Consider the following 16663-nt stretch of genomic DNA (forward strand, 5'->3'; position numbering starts at 1 on the left):
CTACTCCTCGCCCGAGAGCTCCAGAAGCTTCGCGCGCACCTGCCGCCGCAGGACCTTTCCGATCAGTGACTTTGGTAGCTCATCGACGACGAAGATTCGGCGCGGCACCTTGTAGGGGGTGAGGATGCTGCGCGCGAACTCGCGAATAGCGGTCTCGTCGATGTCCTCGACGCTGGACTCGAGCACGATAGCGGCGACAACCTCTTCACCGGAGTGCTCCGACGGCATCCCGACGACCGCGACATCGGCAACGGCAGGATGCTGCCGCAGCACTCCCTCGACCTCGGTCGGGGCGACGTTGAAGCCTCCTGTGATGATGAGCTCCTTGATGCGGTCGACGATCCGCACGAACCCGGCGTTGTCGATTGTGACGATATCGCCGGTGCGGAACCAACCGTCGACGAAGACCTCCTCGGTCTCTTCCGGTCGCCCGTAGTAGCCAGAGAAGACCTGGGGGCCACGCACGATCAGTTCGCCACGCTCGCCCTGCGCGACGTCCGTCGTCGGATCATCTGGGTCGACGACGCGACACTCGGTGCCCGGAAGAGGCAAACCGACGGTGCCGGGGACGCGGTTGTCGGCGACGGGGTTCGCCATCAGTACGGGGGAGCACTCGCTGAGGCCGTAACCTTCGACGAGGTATCCGCCGGTCTCGGCCTCGAACGGCACGACGAGTTCGTGCGGGAGTGCCATTGCTCCCGAGATCGCGACGCCCGTACCCGCGAGCGAAATCCCCGTGCGCTGAGACTCCTTCAAGAGTCGATCAGCGATCGGCGGTACGAGCGGCAAGAAGGTCGCCGGATGCTTCTTCGTGACCTCGAGCACCATGTCGGGATCGAACCGCGGGAAAAGTACCAGGCGGGCGCCCATTGACATCGCGAACGTGAGACACAGCGTCAGTCCGTACGCATGGAACATCGGCAGGACGGCGTAGACGACGCATCCTTCGCCGCGCTGGATCGTGGGAACCCACGCCCGCGCCTGGGCAGCGTTCGAGAGCAGGTTGCGATGTGTCAGCGACGCGCCCTTGGGGTTGCCCGTCGTTCCGCTCGTGTATTGGATCAGGGCGAGATCGTCGGTGGAGGGTGACGGGTGCGCGGCAGGCAGCGGCTCGTGGCTCGCGACGTCATCCCAGCTGACGGCACCGCTGACTCGCTCGGTGAGGGCGGTGCGCGCCTCGCGTGCTTTGGCGATCGGGAGCTTGAGTGCCAGCTGCATCGTCCAGGGCATCGCCTTGGTGATGTCGACCGAGATGAGTGTGTCGACACGCAGATCGCGGGGGAACTCCTGAACGGTGCGCACGACCTTGCTCCACACGATCGCGTGCTTGGCGCCGTGGTCTTCGAACTGCTTGCGCAGTTCCCGCGGGGTGTAGAGAGGGTTGTGCTCGACGACAACGGCTCCCAAGCGCAGGATCGCGTAGAACGCGACGATGTGCTGCGGGCAGTTGGGCAGCACGATCGCGACCGGGTCGCCTGCCCGGACGCCGTGTGCGTGCAAGGCGGCAGCAGCGCGTTGGATCTGCTCGTCGAGCGACCGATAGCTCGTCGTACGTCCGAAGAACTGCAGCGCGGGAGCATCGGGATAATCCCGGACGGATGTCGCAACGATGTCGACGAGTGACCCGCTGACCGGATCGAGGTCCTCGGGGACCCCCTCCGCGTAGCTGGCGATCCAGGGGCGAGGCGGGTCGTACTGCATCACGGCATTCAGCCTAGGGGGGAGCGCGCCGCCCCTGAAGGTCCGGCTCGCGGTCAGAGTGTCTCGAAGGCGAGATGGCGCACGATCGCACGAGCGCGTGAATCCGGATCGGGAGGAGGCGGCGTTGCGCCACTGAGCCAGATTCCGGCGAGTCCGTGCACGATAGCGAACGCAGCGTACGCCGAATCGTGCGCCTCCTCGTCATCCGACGCGTCAGTGCGGGCATCGGCAACGGCCCGCTCGAGGATGCCCCATGTCGCCATCCGTGCTGCAGCGAGTGAGGAATCCTCCTCATCGGTCAGTCGCGGTGTCCACATCACCGCGTAGTGGCCAGGATGGGCGAGCGCCCACGTCACGTAGGTCACGCCGTGGTGGTAGATGTCGCCGCCCGCCTCTGTCAGCGCCGCACTGACAACATCGTCGCGGCCGCCGGGGTAGACAACCCTGCCGCGCCTTCGACGCCGCTCCTTCCGCGAGCGATGCTGCAGGTCGTCTTCATCGCGAGCGGGATCGTGGCTGCGCTCCCGGCTCATCGACTCACCGTGCGTCGGACTGAGCGCTCTGCGGCGTGAAGCCGGAGGGGTCTGCGGGGCACAGGCGGTCGAGGTGCCCCACCTAGAATGGTGCGGTGTCTGAAATCACCCCCGATCTCGTGCGCCATCTTGGTGTGCTCGCCCGGATCCGCCTGAGCGACGACGAGGTTCAGCGCCTCACCGGCCAGCTCGACGCGATCGTCGACAACATCGCCAAGGTGTCGCAGGTGGCCACTCCCGAGGTGCCTGCGACCAGTCACCCGATCGCCCTACACAATGTGTTCCGCGCTGATGTTCCGGGCGACATGCTCACGCCCGAGCAGGTGCTGCAGAACGCCCCGGATGCCGCAGACGGCCGCTTCCGTGTGACCGCGATCCTGGGAGAAGAACAGTGACAGACCTCACCCGCCTGACAGCTGCCGAGCTGGCGTCGTCGCTCGCCTCGGGCGAGATATCGAGTGTCGAGGCTACGCGCGCGCATCTCGACCGGATCGCCGCGGTGGATGCCGACATCCACGCCTTCCTCCACGTCAGCGACCACGCGCTCGAGGTGGCAGCCGATATCGACGCCCGGCGCACGGCAGGCGAAGAGCTCCCCGAGTTGGCGGGAGTCCCGCTCGCCATCAAGGATGTGCTCGTCACGACCGACATGCCGTCCACGAGCGGATCCCGCATCCTCGAGGGGTTCATGTCGCCCTACGATGCGACGGTCGTCGCGCGTTCGCGTGCTGCCGGTCTCGTCCCGCTGGGCAAGACCAACATGGACGAATTCGCGATGGGCTCCTCGACCGAGCACTCGGCCTACGGTCCCACGCGCAATCCATGGGATCTCGACCGAATCCCCGGCGGGTCTGGCGGTGGATCAGCCGCGGCAGTCGCAGCTTTCGAGGCGCCACTTGCTCTCGGGTCCGACACCGGCGGTTCGATTCGTCAGCCGGCGCACGTGACCGGCACGGTGGGTGTGAAGCCCACGTACGGCGCTGTGAGCCGGTACGGGGCGATCGCACTGGCCTCCAGCCTCGATCAGGTCGGACCGGTCACCCGGACGGTGCTCGACGCGGGTCTGCTCCACGACGTGATCGGCGGTCACGACCCCCACGATTCGACCTCGCTCGCCGAGGACTGGCCGTCGTTTGCGGATGCCGCACGCGAGGGTGCCCGCGGCGATGTGCTGAAAGGTCTGCGGGTCGGCGTCATCCGGGAACTGCCCGACAGCGGTTTCCAGAGCGGTGTTTCGGCGTCCTTCCGTGCAGCTCTGGCACGTATGGAGGCGCAGGGTGCCGAGATCGTCGAGATCAGCGCGCCCCACTTCGAGTACGGCGTCGCCGCCTACTACCTGATCCTGCCCGCTGAGGCATCCAGTAACCTCGCGAAGTTCGACTCGGTGCGCTTCGGACTGCGCGTCGACGTTCCGGGAGGAACTGTTGAAGACGTCATGGCAGCTACGCGAGAAGCGGGCTTCGGCGACGAGGTCAAGCGCCGCATCATTCTCGGGACATACGCCCTGAGCGCCGGCTACTACGACGCGTACTACGGATCGGCGCAGAAGGTTCGCACCCTCATCCAGCAGGACTTCGACCAGGCGTTCGCGCAGGTCGACGTCATCGCCACACCCACCGCCCCGACCACGGCGTTCCGCCTGGGGGAGAAGATCGACGACCCGCTGCAGATGTATCTCAACGACGTCGCGACGATCCCTGCAAACCTCGCCGGTGTTCCCGGAATCTCTCTTCCCTCGGGTCTGTCGGCAGACGATGGCCTGCCTGTCGGCATCCAGTTCCTCGCGCCGGCTCGACAGGATGCGCGGCTCTACCGCGTGGGTGCGGCGCTCGAGGCGCTGCTGCTGGACGAGTGGGGTGGTCCGCTGCTTGACCGGGCCCCGGTATTGAGCGCATCGACGGGAGGGCGTGCCTGATGGCTACCGCGAAGCTCATGGATTACGACAAGGCTCTCGAGCTGTTCGAGCCGGTGCTCGGGTTCGAGGTGCATGTCGAGCTGAACACCGAGACCAAGATGTTCTCGGCTGCCGGCAACCCGGCCCACGCCTCCAACCACAGCGCTGAGCCCAACACCCTTGTCGCCCCGGTCGACATGGGGCTTCCAGGGGCGTTGCCGGTCGTGAACGAGACAGCAGTGCGCTCGTCGATCAGCCTGGGGCTTGCCCTCGGTTGCTCGATCGCGCCCTCGAGCCGGTTCGCTCGCAAGAACTACTTCTACCCCGACCTCGGAAAGAACTATCAGATCTCGCAGTACGACGAGCCCATCGCGTTCGAGGGCAAGGTCGAGGTCGAGCTCGAAGACGGCACCATCGTCGAGGTTCCCATCGAGCGCGCGCACATGGAAGAGGATGCCGGAAAGCTCACCCACATGGGCGGTTCCACGGGCCGCATCCAGGGCGCCGAGTACTCGCTCGTCGACTACAACCGCGCGGGCGTTCCGCTGATTGAGATCGTCACCAAGCCGATCTTCGGCGCCGAGCACCGCGCGCCCGAGATCGCCAAGGCCTATGTGCGGACGATCCGCGACATCGTGCTCTCGCTCGGCATCTCGGAAGCGCGTCTGGAGCGTGGGAACCTCCGCTGTGACGCGAACGTGTCGCTGCGCCCGCGCGTCGCGGCCGGCGAGCCGCCGGCTCCGTTGGGAACCCGCACCGAGACGAAGAACGTCAACTCGATGCGCTCGGTCGAGCGCGCGGTTCGTCACGAGATCCAGCGCCAGGCCGCGATCCTCGCTGCCGGCGGCACGATCACGCAAGAGACCCGTCACTGGCACGAAGACACCGGCACGACCTCGCCCGGACGCCCGAAGTCGGATGCCGACGACTACCGCTACTTCCCCGAGCCCGACCTGCTTCCCGTTGAGCCGTCGATCGAGCTGATCGAGGAGCTTCGAGCGGCGCTTCCCGAGTCACCGGCTGCGCGTCGGCGCCGGCTGAAGGCGGAGTGGGGATTCACCGACCTCGAATTCCAGGATGTCGCCAACGGCGGCATCCTCGCCGAGGTCGAGGCGACGATCGCTGCAGGCGCATCACCGGCATCAGCACGCAAGTGGTGGACCGGTGAGATTGCCCGAATCGCGAACGCGCAGGACCGCGAAGCGAGCGACCTCGTCTCGCCCGCCGACGTCGCGGCGCTCCAGCGGCTCGTCGATGCGGGAACACTCACCGACAAGCTCGCCCGACAGGTCCTCGAGGGCGTCATCGCCGGCGAGGGCACTCCGCAGGAGGTCGTAGACGCGCGAGGGCTCGCGGTCGTTTCGGATGACGGGGCGCTGATCGCCGCGATCGATGAGGCGCTCGCGTCCCAGCCCGATGTGCTCGAGAAGATCCGCGACGGCAAGGTTCAGGCTGCCGGCGCGATCATCGGCGCTGTCATGAAGGCGATGAAGGGCCAGGCTGACGCCGCGCGCGTGCGCGAGTTGATTCTCGAGCGCGCTTCGCAGTCCTGACCCTCGGTCGGCTCGAGCTGGTGCAGCCCCGCGCGGGGCTGCACTTCATCAAGCCTGCCGCTCGAACGCGGCGAGGTGATTCTGGGAGCCGGCAAGCAGGCGCTCCAGGACAACCGCGACATCATCGGCAGCGTCGTCTAGGGCACGCGTCAGATCGGCGATGTCGGTTTGCTCGATGAGGACTCCGACATCGATGGCGGCGGCCCTGGACTGGCTGCCATCGGCCACGAGCTGGTCGTAGAGAGACTGGAGGTCGGGGTCGCGGAACTCGCCGACCTCGTCCGAGCGCGGATCGGCAAGGTCGTACTCCACGAGAAGTGTTGCCACGGCATCCTGATGCGAGATCTCGGACGCAGCGATGTTGACGAAGACGTTCCCGCCCCACAGGTCACCGAGCACGGTGTACACGTCGTGAGCGAGCTTCTCCTCTTCGATGAGGTACAGCAACTGCGCCTCCAGGTCGCTCGTGACGATTTCCGCGGGGATGGGTGACCCGGTCGGCGCCAGTGGGCTCGCGGTGGTCGGGGCAGCGGATGCCTCGGCCTCGGCGGTCGGTGCGGACGCGACCGTGCACCCCGAGATCCCCAGAGCCGCAGCTGTGACCACTGCGACGGGGAGGACATGGCGTGCTGAACTGATCATGACGTGCTCCTTCGATGTCGGACTCTTATACCCCCTAGGGTATCCCGGAAGGGTCCGCGGTGACCATCCAGCGCCTATGGGAACGCCGACAGAACACTGTCGGTGGGGCGGGCGAGAATGGATGCATGGGACGAGGGGACGGCACGAATCGCCTCGTGTCGCCCGACGATGCTGACGACACCGGCGCCGACATCCTGCACGTCGACATGGATGCGTTCTACGCGGCTGTCGAGGTGCTCGATGACCCGACCCTTGCAGGAAAGCCGATCATCATCGGCGCACCCGAGAGTCGGTCGGTCGTGTCCAGTGCTTCCTACGAGGCTCGCGCGTTCGGTGTTCGAGCTGCCATGCCGGTCGGGCAGGCGTTGCGCTTGTGCCCGCAGGCGATCGTCGTGCCCCCTCACTTCGATCGATACGTGGCGCTCTCGCGCGAGGTCATGCGCGTGTTCCACGAGATCACACCGCTGGTCGAACCGCTGTCGATCGACGAGGCCTTTCTCGACGTGCGCGGTGCGCGGCGCCTGTGGGGGTCTCCCGGAACGATCGCACGGATGCTTCGCGCCCGCGTGCGCGACGAGACCGGCCTGACCTGCAGCGTGGGTGCCGCCGCAACGAAGCATGTCGCGAAGATGGCCTCCACCCTGAGCAAACCCGACGGCCTTCTGATCGTCGCCGAAGCAGACACCGCGGCATTCCTCGCGCCACGGTCTGTCCGCGCGCTGTGGGGCGTGGGACCGAAGGCCGCCGAGGCGTTGGAGTCTCGAGGCATCCACACCGTGTCCGACGTCCTGGAAACGCCCCAGGCCGTCCTCGAGCGGGCCCTGGGTCCTGCGATGGGGGAGCGGGTGTGGAACCTCGCGCGGGGGCGAGATGCCCGAGCGGTCACGACAACCCGCGTGGAGAAGAGCGTCGGGCACGAAGAAACCTTCCACACCGACATCAGTGACGCCGTCGTCTTGCGTTCGGAGCTTCGGCGTCTGGCAGACCGTGTTGCGGCACGCCTGCGCGCAGCATCATGGGAAGCCGGAGCTGTCGCGATCAAGGTCCGGTTCGCCGACTTCAGCACCGTGTCCCGCTCGCGCAGCCTCCCGGAGCCGAGCTCCGTCGGCCAGCGCCTGGGGGATGTCGCCCTCGAGCTGTTCGAGGGCATCGACCAGCGACTGCCCGTGCGTCTCGTGGGCGTCCGTGCCGAGAAGCTCCGCACCCTCAGTGAGTCAGCGCCCACCCTGTGGGACGACGACGGAGAGTGGCGGCGCGTCGAATCCGCACTGGATACTGCGGCTGCCCGCTTCGGTCGAGGGGCGGTCACCCGTGCGACCCTCATCAGCGAACGCGGCGGCGGGACGCTCCCCTCGAACCCCCGCCTGCCCCGCGACGATCAGCGTTGACGAGGACCGGATCCACGTCGGCCTGTCCTGGAACGCCCGGGGAAGGTAGCGTGGGGCCATGCCCAACATCGCGCTCGAACTCGGCAAGCAGGCAGCATCCTTCGGTGTCTCCGGCATCTACGGAGAACAGCAGGACGTGGATGGCATCAAGATCATTCCCGTCGCCCTCGCGTCCTCCGGCTTCGGCGGGGGCTCGGATGAGGGCGGCAACGGTGGCGGTGGGGCCGGCGGTACGGCGATCCCGATTGGCGCGTACATTCGCCGCGGTGATGACCTGCGCTTCGAGCCCAATCTGATCTCTCTGCTTGCTGTCGGCATCCCGTTCGTGTGGGTCGCCGGGCACGTCCTCATTCGTGTCATCCGCGCCCTCAAGAAGTGACGATCCCGTCGGTCAGGTCCTGACCGAGGCCACCGACGCCCTGCGCGACGACATCCTGACGCTGGGTGGCCCGGCGCCCGTCATCCTGATCGACGGGCGCAGCGGAGCCGGCAAGACGAGCCTGACGCGCCTTCTTCTGGAGCGGTGGCCGTTGGATGCCTCACCTCAGTTGCTCGCGCTGGACTCGACGTACCCGGGTTGGGACGGGCTGGATGCCGCCGTCGAGGACGTCACACGTCACGTCCTCATCCCGCATGCCAACGGACAGCAGGGCCGGTGGCGACGGTGGGACTGGAGCGCGGGTGAGTATGCGGAGTCGTATGGCGTGGATCCGGATCTTCCGCTCGTGATCGAAGGATCCGGCATCCTCACCCCGACGACCGCTGCGCTCGCGAGCGTTCGCGTGTGGGTCGAATCGCCGGCGGACTCCCGACGAGAACGGGCCCTGGAGCGCGACGGGGACACGTACCGACCACACTGGGAGCGGTGGGCGCGCCAGGAGGATCGCCACATCACTCGTGACGACCCGGCAGCACACGCAACGCGGGTCTTCGTCGTTCCGTGAGCCGATCGGTGCCTGGTCTCGTCAGGTGCCGCGGGGATCGGAATCTGCGTCGATCGCGCTAATGAGGCTGTCGAGGCGGTAGCCGAGCCAGTCGTAGATCCCGAAACGCGGATCAGAGGCATCGTGGTCGTCATCGGCCTGAATCCCGAGCCTCGTCGCGAGTACGAGCCGAATCGCCGACAGCGTGCGCAGCAACGCGCTCACATCAGCTGCGCTTGCGTGCACGACGACCTCCTCCGTGAGCGCCGGGTCGTCGGATGCGATCGGCATGGCGGGTAGCGTCGGGCGCAGGATGCCGAGAACAGTCTCGGCATCCGTGTGACGGCGGTCCAGCAGCTCGCGCTCGGTCAAGCGGCGGAACTCGCGAGCTGCGGCGTCATCGTCGAGATACCCCTCGGGAACGAGGCGTGCCACGGCATCATCGCTTGATGCGTCTGTCGTGGCGTCGAGGAGGTCCCGGAACTGCTCCGTCATCTGCGAGAGGTGCAGAGCCTCGATCCGCGTGATGGCCATCACGAGTTCGCGGGTCATGCCGGAGCCCTCCGCACCGTCGCCGAGAGCCCGTAGTCATGCATCGCGTGAACGTGGAGCTCCATCTGCTCGCGCGCACCTTCGGCCACTACGGCATGGCCCTCATGATGCACGGCGAGCATCAGTGATTCGGCCCGCTCGGCGCTGAACCCGAAGTAGCTCCGAAAGACATGGGTGACGTAGCTCATCAGGTTGACCGGGTCGTTCCACACGACTGTCTGCCACGGCGTTTCAGCGGCGCGGAGCGTGTCGACATCCTCATCGGCTCGAGGCAGTGTCGCGCTGTTCATCAAGCCCATCCCAACTCGTGGAGCCGGTCGTCGTCAATCCCGTAGAAGTGCGCGATCTCGTGCACGAGAGTCGTATGGATCTCGGCGCGAAGGTCGTCCAGATCGTCGCACGCTGCCAGGTGCGCTTCGCGATAGACGATGATCCGGTCCGGAAGCTCACCCACGCCATATCGATCGCGTTCGGTCAGCGCCCACCCGTCGTAGAGCCCGAGGAGGTCCAGGGAACCGTCCTCGCCGCGGTCTTCGACGACGAAGATGACGTTGTCCAGTCCGTCGACCATGTCATCGGGAAGTCGGTCGAGTTCTTCGACGACCAGGCGCTCGAACGCGTCGGCATCCATCTCGACCATCGTGCCCCGCGCCTTCCCGCCACTCATCTCGTGCCCCCGACTGGACTCGAACCAGTAACCGTCGGATTAGAAGGCCGATGCTCTATCCATTGAGCTACGGAGGCGCATCAACCAGATTACCGGGAGCCGCCGCAGTAGCCGGGAGCGCCCGCTCTAGGATGGGCGGCATGGCTTCGAGCGAGAACGACCGGCTGGTGTGGATCGACTGTGAGATGACCGGACTGGACCTCGCCGTCGACGAACTCGTCGAGATCGCGGTGATCGTCACCGATTTCGAGTTGCGCCCGCTGGATCCCGGCTTCCAGATCGTTATCAAACCTGACGCTTCTGCGCTGGCGAACATGAATGACTTCGTCACCGCCATGCACGAGAAGTCCGGACTGCTCGAGGCGATCCCGAACGGCGTCAGCGTCGCAGAGGCCGAATTCGAGGTTCTCGAGTACATCCAGCGCTTTGTTCCCCTCGAGGGCAAGGCGCCGTTGGCCGGAAACACGATCGGGACTGACCGGATGTTCCTCGCGAAGTACATGCCCCGCGTCGATCGGTGGCTGCACTACCGCAACGTCGATGTGTCGAGCATCAAGGAACTGGCCAGGCGCTGGTACCCACGCGCATACATCCACGCCCCGGCGAAGGATGGCGGCCACCGCGCGCTCGCCGACATCAGCGAATCGCTGCGCGAGCTGGCGTATTACCGCAGCGTCGTGTTCGTTCCCGAACCGGGTCCGACCAGCGATGAGGCCAAGCAGGCAGCGGCTGTCGCCGTGTCGGCGTTCGCCCCCGGCGTGTGAGAGAATCTTTTGGTTGCGCACTCCGGTGTGCACATGGTGGCTATAGCTCAGTTGGTAGAGCACCGCGTTGTGGTCGCGGGGGTCGCGGGTTCAAGCCCCGTTAGCCACCCCACGTATTCCTACCTCGGTGACGCGAGGGGAGTGGTCGGCGCCGCTACCAGCCGCGATGTCGCCCGCGTGCGAGCGGTGTCGAACAGCGGCAAGGTGAGGTGTACCAGCGGGCCGATGGTCGCCGCGAACAGGACGGTCCCGAGCCCGACGGTGCCTCCCAGCAGCCACCCGATTACCAGCACGGTGAGCTCGACGCTGGCGCGAGCTGCCCAGATCGGCATCCCGAACCGGCTGCGCAGGCCGGTCATCAGGCCGTCGCGGGGACCCGGCCCGAAGTGCGCGCCGATGTACAGCCCCGAGGCGACGGCGACGAGCAGGATGCCGCTTACGAGCACCGCAAGCTGCGCGAGGAATCCCGTGATCGGTGGCAGGACCCAGAGGGTGACCTGCATCGCGGTTCCGACGACGAGGATGTTGGCCACGGTGCCGATGCCGGGGCGTTGGCGCAGCGGAATCCAGAGAAGCAGGATCAACAGGCCGAGGATGTTCGTCATCCACCCGACGCCGATACCGGTTCTGATCGACAGGCCCTCGGCCAGCACAGTCCAGGGGTCGACGCCCAGTCCAGCATCAACCGTCAGCGCAGCTCCGGCCCCGTAGAGGGGGAGCCCGATGAGAAGTTGCAGGATGCGGCGCGGCATGGCACCATCCAAGACCAGAAGTGGACTGACGTGACCAGTCCAATCGGGAAGGAGTGGCCGTGGAGTCCCGAATGTCCGCGCGATCACTGACCCTCGCACTGGGCGGATGGCGCACGCGCGAACCGGCTTACGAGGCGCTCGCCGACGGCATCCGTCTGCTCTGCTTGGACAACCGCATCGCGCCCAGGACCGCGCTTCCGGCTGAGCGCGAACTCGCCACCGCACTTCGAATCAGTCGCAGCACCGTCTCGATGGCCTATCAGAGCCTTCGCGACTCCGGGCACATCAGCAGCCTGCGGGGGTCGGGAAGCGTCACCCTTCCGCTCGGCCGGCGCGAGGTCGCGAGGGTGCTCGGAACTGACGGCACCATCGACCTCCAGCAGGCGAGCCCCCCAGCTTGGCCCGGGCTTGCGGGTCACATGGCCGAGGTTGCGGCCGATGCCGCGACCCTCGCCTCGCGCTCGGGGTACGACGTCCTCGGTCGCGCTGAGCTGCGCGAAGCCATCGCCGAGCTGTTCCGCGCTCGGGGACTGCCGACCGAGTCTCGCCAGATCATGATCACCGCCGGTGCCCAGAGCGCGATCCACCTGCTTGCGAGCGTGCTCATCGGACGCGGCGATCGCGTCGCGATCGAGACCCCCACGTATCCGCATGCAGCCGACGCACTCCGTCGCGCCGGCGGGCGGCTCGTCGGCATCCCGGTAGCGGCCGAAAGCGGATGGGATCTCGAGCGCGTCGCCGAGTCCTTCGCTCGCACCCGCCCCTCCCTTGCCTACCTCATGCCCGACTTCCAGAACCCGACGGGCCGCAGTATGTCGGCGTACGAGCGCGAGACCATCATGACGGCTGCACAGCGCTCTGGAACCCTCCTGGCGATCGACGAGACGACCGCCGACCTCGACATCGATCGAGGATCCCAGGACCGCGGTTTCCAGGCGACCGATGAATCCCTCGTGGTGCGCGTCGGGTCGCTCGGCAAGACCGTGTGGGGAGGTTTGCGTGTCGGGTGGATACGGACCGACCATGACCTCATCGACCGGCTCGTGCAGGAACGCCCGGCGTACGACCTCGGTACACCGGAGTTCGAACAGGCAGTGGCAACCGGGCTGATTCCGCGGCTGCCCGAGATCGCGCGACATCGCGGTGAGTTCCTGCGCGAGGGACGGGATGCGCTGGTCTCAGCGCTGGCGGAACGGCTGCCGGAGTGGCGCGTGCCCTCGGTTGATGGGGGAGTCGCCCTCTGGGTCGAGCTGAACGCGCCATTGAGTTCGGCGCTGGTGCTCCAAGCCAGGACGGCCGGACTGCTCCTGTCGGCCGGTCCGAGGTTCGCGCCAGATGGCGGAAACGAACGGCACCTACGCATTCCGTTTACCGCACCCCCCGGCGACCTGCGCCGGGCCGTCGAGATTCTTGCGGACGTCTGGCCGGGCGTGCTTCGAGATGCTCCGCACGGTGTCCGGGACCTCTGGAGCTCACCGGTCTGAGTCGCCGACCTCGGGACAGACGTCAGGTCGACAGCAGGAGGGCCTCGACGGCGTCATCGCGGCTCCAGAACCGTCCGAGCGCATGGAATTGCCTGTCACTCGGGTGGAAGCGTTTCACCGCGAAGTGCTCACCCTGAGCGTCGCGATCGACGCGCAGGTGACCGATCGGCCCGCGGCCCGCATCAACGACGCGCCAGGCGTCGATCCCGATCGGCACGAGCTGTATCTGTGAGGTCTGCATCAGTGTCTCCCTGAGATCGAACATAGATCCGACCTCCGACACATCGCAGGGAACAGCAATACGCGCGAGACTGTTGTTGCCAGTGGCGCCGAGAACCCGGCGCCACAACAAGGAGAAATCATGCACACGTTCGTTCTCGCAGGCGGCTGCTTCTGGTGTCTCGACGCGGCGTACCGCGCTCTTCGCGGAGTGTCGTCGGTCGTTTCGGGGTATGTCGGCGGCACCGTCGAGAACCCCTCCTATGAGCAGGTCTGCACGGGCCGTACCGGGCACGCCGAGGCCGTCGCCGTCACCTTCGATCCCGACGTCATCTCGGACGACGTCATCCTGGATGCCTTCTTCACGATGCACGATCCGCGACAGCTGAACCGACAGGGAAACGACATCGGAACCCAGTACCGCAGCGCGATGTTTCCCGCCGACGATCATCAGCGGGAGCTCTTCGAGGCTGCGCGCGATCGCGCGGCTGAGTGGTGGGACGGCGGAATCGTCACGACGATCGAGCCCCTCGGTGAGTTCTACGCCGCGGAGGAGTATCACCAGGACTTCTTCGCGAAGAACCCCACGCAGGGGTACTGCCTGGCGGTCGCCGTCCCCAAGGTGAACAAGGTGCGGGCGCGCTTCGCGGAGTATGTGACGGCCTGAGCCTTCCTCCCCAGCCGCCCCGGCGCGCCACCTGTGCACCTCTCGGCAGCGCGGGGCGGCATAGCTCCCGCTGATCGGCGAGCCTGATCTCGGCGCTGGTACCCGACGGGCACTCGGGTACCAGCGCAGCCCGGAACCGATCCGGGCGGGAAAGGGAGAAATGCAGGACATCATCACCGTCACCGGAAATGTCGCGGGGCCCCCCGAGTTCAAGGTCACAGCTGGGGGACTCCCGATCGTCAACTTCCGGCTGGGGAGTGCACAGCGTCGCTTTGATCGCCAGAGCGGCACGTGGGTCGACGACGGAACCAATTGGTACAACGTTTCGGCTTTCCGGGGACTTGCCGAACACATCGCGGCCTCGGTCACCAAGGGCGAGCCGCTGGTGGTCACCGGCCGTCTGCGGCTTCGCCCCTGGGAGTCCGGCGGCAAGAAGGGCATCAGCATCGATATCGATGCCGACACCGTCGGCCATGATCTGCGGTGGGGAACCACGACCTACACCAAGCAGGCAACCGCAGAAGGGGCCGCGTCCGCCCCGCCCGCGAGTGCCGGCGAAGACCAGGATGCGTGGGCTGCGCCGGGACTGGACGGTGCAGCCCCGGCTGCCGCGCTTGCCGGCGAAACGCCCTTCTAGCCTCCCAGGGAGCGGTCGGGAGAGTGGCTCTAGACTCCTCTGCGTGCGTGCCGCTGGAATGACTACTCCGACCCCTGTCACGGGACGTTCCCGCTTCGGCCGGATCGCCCCGGCTGTCAGCGCGGCACTGGTTGTCGGGGTACTCGCGGGGTGTACCGCGACGCCCGAGCCATCGCCGACGCCGACGGTCACGGCGACACCAACCCCGACGGAGACAGCTTCCGCAGCTCCGCAGCAGGTGAGCGATGCAACTACAGCCGACGAGGCGCTCCCGTTCTTCGCTGACGTGGTTGCGGCTGTGTGGGCAACCGACGGGCGTTTCCAGGGGCGCGCGTATGTCGACGGGCTCACTCAGGTCGGCTTCGACAAGTCGGCCATGGAGGTCACCTACGACGAGTCAACGGTCGGCAATCCGGCCGAGAGCATCCAGTTCTCGGTGCGGTGGGGCGAGGAATGCCTTGTCGGCCAGGTCGGGCCCTCGACCGGGGATCCTGTCGTTGCCGTGATGCCGGGCCTTCAGACCGGTCGCTGCCTCATCGGAGACACCCGTCCCATCGACTGGTGAGGCGTAGGCAGCACCCGGTCGGCCCGTAGACTGGACAGGTTATGGCTGAGTACATCTATCAGATGGTCCGCGCCCGCAAAGCTGTGGGCGAGAAGCTGATCCTCGACGACGTGACGATGGCGTTCCTCCCGGGAGCGAAGATCGGAATGGTCGGCCCCAACGGTGCCGGAAAGTCGACGATCCTGAAGATCATGGCGGGCCTTGACGCCCCGTCAAACGGAGAGGCGATCCTTACCCCGGGGTTCAGTGTCGGCATCCTGATGCAGGAGCCGGAGCTCGACGAATCCAAGACCGTTCTCGAGAACATCCAAGACGGGATCGCGGTCAAGGCCAAGCTGGATCGGTTCAACGAGATCTCGGGCCTGATGAGCGACCCTGACGCTGACTTCGACAGCCTGCTGGCCGAGATGGGCACGCTGCAAGAAGAGATCGACGCGGCAGACGCGTGGGACCTCGATTCGCAACTCGACCAGGCGATGAATGCGCTGCGCACACCCCCGGGGGACGCGCAGATTTCGCTCCTTTCGGGTGGCGAGAAGCGCCGCGTCGCCCTCACGAAGCTCCTGCTGCAAAAGCCTGACCTGCTCCTGCTGGACGAGCCGACGAACCACCTCGACGCCGAGAGCGTGCTCTGGCTCGAGCAGCACCTGCAGAAGTACGCAGGTGCTGTGATCGCCATCACCCACGACCGGTACTTCCTCGACAATGTCGCTGAGTGGATCGCGGAGGTCGATCGCGGCCGACTGATCGGCTACGAAGGCAACTACTCGACCTACCTCGAGAAGAAGGCCGAGCGGCTGGATGTCCAGGGCAAGAAAGACGCGAAGCTTGCCAAGCGGCTGAAGGAGGAACTCGACTGGGTTCGCTCGAACGCGAAGGGTCGTCAGGCCAAGTCGAAGGCTCGTCTGGCTCGATACGAAGAGATGGCCGCCGAGGCCGAGCGCACTCGCAAGCTCGACTTCGAGGAGATCCAGATTCCGCCGGGGCCGCGCCTGGGAAGCGTCGTGATCGAAGCCAAGAAGCTCCAGAAGGGGTTCGACGGTCGTTCCCTCATCGATGGACTGAGCTTCAGCCTTCCTCCCAACGGCATCGTCGGTGTCATCGGCCCCAACGGTGTGGGTAAGACGACGCTGTTCAAGACCATAGTCGGCCTTGAGCCGCTCGATGGCGGCGACTTGAAGATCGGCGAGACGGTCAAGATCAGCTACGTCGACCAGTCCCGCTCGAACATTGATCCCACAAAGACGCTGTGGGAGGTCGTGTCCGACGGGCTGGACATCATCACGGTCGGTAAGACGGAGATTCCCTCGCGTGCCTACGTGTCGAAGTTCGGCTTCAAGGGACCTGACCAGCAGAAGAAGGCAGGCGTCCTCTCTGGTGGTGAGCGGAACCGCCTCAACCTGGCACTCACCCTCAAGGAGGGCGGCAACCTCCTGCTGCTCGACGAGCCGACGAACGACCTTGATGTCGAAACTCTTCAGTCTCTGGAGAACGCCCTGCTCGAGTTCCCGGGTTGCGCCGTGGTCATCACCCACGACCGGTGGTTCCTCGACCGCATCGCGACTCACATCCTTGCCTACGAAGGTACCGACGAGAACCCGGATGCGTGGTACTGGTTCGAGGGCAACTTCGAGGCCTACGAGAAGAACAAGCTTGAGCGCCTGGGGCCGGATGCGCTCAACCGCGCGAGTTCCACGTACCGCAAGCTCACACGCGACTGAC

The 16663-nt window shown here is 66.2% G+C and carries 20 protein-coding genes and 2 tRNA genes; 13 read left to right on the top strand and 9 right to left on the bottom strand.

Going from position 1 to position 16663, the window contains the following annotated elements; all coding sequences use genetic code 11:
• Positions 1-1701: a long-chain-fatty-acid--CoA ligase gene (locus LL236_RS07820; protein ID WP_228178238.1), complete on the bottom strand. Its 1701-nt coding sequence runs from the start codon at positions 1699-1701 to the stop codon at positions 1-3.
• Positions 1702-1754: 53 nt separating this feature from the next.
• Positions 1755-2234 (bottom strand): TetR-like C-terminal domain-containing protein, encoded by a 480-nt coding sequence (locus tag LL236_RS07825; protein WP_228178177.1) that lies wholly within the window; start codon positions 2232-2234, stop codon positions 1755-1757.
• Positions 2235-2329: 95 nt separating this feature from the next.
• Between LL236_RS07825 and gatC the strand changes: the two genes are divergently transcribed.
• The 3 genes from gatC to gatB are packed head-to-tail and all read left to right on the top strand — an operon-like array spanning position 2330 to position 5681.
• On the top strand, positions 2330-2629 hold the full coding sequence (gene gatC / locus LL236_RS07830; protein WP_228178178.1) for an Asp-tRNA(Asn)/Glu-tRNA(Gln) amidotransferase subunit GatC: 300 nt from the start codon (positions 2330-2332) through the stop codon (positions 2627-2629).
• Positions 2626-4149, top strand: a complete 1524-nt coding sequence (gene gatA / locus LL236_RS07835; protein ID WP_228178179.1) for an Asp-tRNA(Asn)/Glu-tRNA(Gln) amidotransferase subunit GatA — start codon at positions 2626-2628, stop codon at positions 4147-4149. The genes gatC and gatA overlap by 4 nt, the downstream gene beginning before the upstream one ends.
• Positions 4149-5681, top strand: a complete 1533-nt coding sequence (gatB, locus tag LL236_RS07840; RefSeq protein ID WP_228178180.1) for an Asp-tRNA(Asn)/Glu-tRNA(Gln) amidotransferase subunit GatB — start codon at positions 4149-4151, stop codon at positions 5679-5681. Before gatA ends, gatB begins: the two co-directional genes overlap by 1 nt.
• 48 nt (positions 5682-5729) lie before the next feature.
• Here the strand turns inward: gatB and LL236_RS07845 are convergent, their stop codons facing one another.
• Positions 5730-6323 (bottom strand): DUF2202 domain-containing protein, encoded by a 594-nt coding sequence (locus LL236_RS07845; protein WP_228178181.1) that lies wholly within the window; start codon positions 6321-6323, stop codon positions 5730-5732.
• A gap of 125 nt (positions 6324-6448) precedes the next feature.
• Here LL236_RS07845 and dinB point away from each other — a divergent pair, with 125 nt between their 5' ends.
• Genes dinB through LL236_RS07860 form a run of 3 tightly spaced genes read left to right on the top strand, consistent with a single transcriptional unit; the run spans position 6449 to position 8655 of the window.
• The gene (gene dinB / locus LL236_RS07850; protein WP_228178182.1) at positions 6449-7711 is read left to right on the top strand and encodes a DNA polymerase IV; all 1263 of its coding nucleotides are present in this window, start codon (positions 6449-6451) and stop codon (positions 7709-7711) included.
• 58 nt (positions 7712-7769) lie between these two features.
• Entirely contained in the window at positions 7770-8090 is a 321-nt protein-coding gene (locus tag LL236_RS07855) for a hypothetical protein (RefSeq protein ID WP_195691589.1), read from the top strand.
• Entirely contained in the window at positions 8065-8655 is a 591-nt protein-coding gene (locus LL236_RS07860) for a hypothetical protein (RefSeq protein ID WP_228178183.1), read from the top strand. Before LL236_RS07855 ends, LL236_RS07860 begins: the two co-directional genes overlap by 26 nt.
• A 21-nt stretch (positions 8656-8676) precedes the next feature.
• On the opposite strand, the gene LL236_RS07865 is transcribed toward LL236_RS07860, so the two are convergent.
• The 4 genes from LL236_RS07865 to LL236_RS07880 form a co-directional block, all read right to left on the bottom strand.
• Positions 8677-9186, bottom strand: a complete 510-nt coding sequence (locus LL236_RS07865; RefSeq protein WP_228178184.1) for a DUF2017 family protein — start codon at positions 9184-9186, stop codon at positions 8677-8679.
• Positions 9183-9476, bottom strand: a complete 294-nt coding sequence (clpS, locus tag LL236_RS07870) for an ATP-dependent Clp protease adapter ClpS (protein WP_374198018.1) — start codon at positions 9474-9476, stop codon at positions 9183-9185. The genes LL236_RS07865 and clpS overlap by 4 nt, the downstream gene beginning before the upstream one ends.
• Entirely contained in the window at positions 9476-9826 is a 351-nt protein-coding gene (locus tag LL236_RS07875; RefSeq protein ID WP_228178239.1) for a metallopeptidase family protein, read from the bottom strand. Before LL236_RS07875 ends, clpS begins: the two co-directional genes overlap by 1 nt.
• Before the next feature lie 31 nt (positions 9827-9857).
• Positions 9858-9930: transfer RNA gene (locus LL236_RS07880), tRNA-Arg, on the bottom strand.
• Positions 9931-9993: 63 nt separating this feature from the next.
• Here LL236_RS07880 and orn point away from each other — a divergent pair.
• Both orn and LL236_RS07890 read left to right on the top strand, forming a co-directional pair.
• The gene (orn, locus tag LL236_RS07885) at positions 9994-10617 is read left to right on the top strand and encodes an oligoribonuclease (RefSeq protein ID WP_228178186.1); all 624 of its coding nucleotides are present in this window, start codon (positions 9994-9996) and stop codon (positions 10615-10617) included.
• Positions 10618-10653: 36 nt separating this feature from the next.
• Positions 10654-10729, top strand: a tRNA-His gene (locus LL236_RS07890).
• A gap of 7 nt (positions 10730-10736) precedes the next feature.
• Here LL236_RS07890 and yczE read toward each other — a convergent pair.
• Complete coding sequence (yczE, locus tag LL236_RS07895) at positions 10737-11369, bottom strand: membrane protein YczE (RefSeq protein WP_228178187.1); 633 nt, start codon at positions 11367-11369, stop codon at positions 10737-10739.
• 59 nt (positions 11370-11428) lie between these two features.
• On the opposite strand from yczE, the gene yczR reads away from it, so the two are divergent.
• Positions 11429-12853: a MocR-like transcription factor YczR gene (gene yczR, locus LL236_RS07900; protein ID WP_228178188.1), complete on the top strand. Its 1425-nt coding sequence runs from the start codon at positions 11429-11431 to the stop codon at positions 12851-12853.
• Between the two features lie 22 nt (positions 12854-12875).
• Here yczR and LL236_RS07905 read toward each other — a convergent pair whose 3' ends face one another.
• Positions 12876-13094, bottom strand: coding sequence for a hypothetical protein (locus LL236_RS07905; RefSeq protein WP_228178189.1), 219 nt, complete (start codon positions 13092-13094; stop codon positions 12876-12878).
• Positions 13095-13214: 120 nt separating this feature from the next.
• On the opposite strand from LL236_RS07905, the gene msrA reads away from it, so the two are divergent.
• From msrA to ettA, 4 genes are all read left to right on the top strand, one after another.
• Positions 13215-13739 (top strand): peptide-methionine (S)-S-oxide reductase MsrA, encoded by a 525-nt coding sequence (gene msrA / locus LL236_RS07910; protein ID WP_228178190.1) that lies wholly within the window; start codon positions 13215-13217, stop codon positions 13737-13739.
• A 160-nt stretch (positions 13740-13899) separates the two neighbouring features.
• Positions 13900-14376, top strand: a complete 477-nt coding sequence (locus tag LL236_RS07915) for a single-stranded DNA-binding protein (protein ID WP_228178191.1) — start codon at positions 13900-13902, stop codon at positions 14374-14376.
• A 43-nt stretch (positions 14377-14419) separates the two neighbouring features.
• Positions 14420-14941, top strand: coding sequence for a DUF6993 domain-containing protein (locus LL236_RS07920; RefSeq protein ID WP_228178192.1), 522 nt, complete (start codon positions 14420-14422; stop codon positions 14939-14941).
• A gap of 41 nt (positions 14942-14982) precedes the next feature.
• Positions 14983-16662, top strand: a complete 1680-nt coding sequence (gene ettA / locus LL236_RS07925) for an energy-dependent translational throttle protein EttA (protein WP_228178193.1) — start codon at positions 14983-14985, stop codon at positions 16660-16662.
• Position 16663: the final 1 nt, after the last annotated feature.

Source organism: Microbacterium schleiferi, assembly GCF_020781975.1.
Lineage (GTDB): Bacteria > Actinomycetota > Actinomycetes > Actinomycetales > Microbacteriaceae > Microbacterium.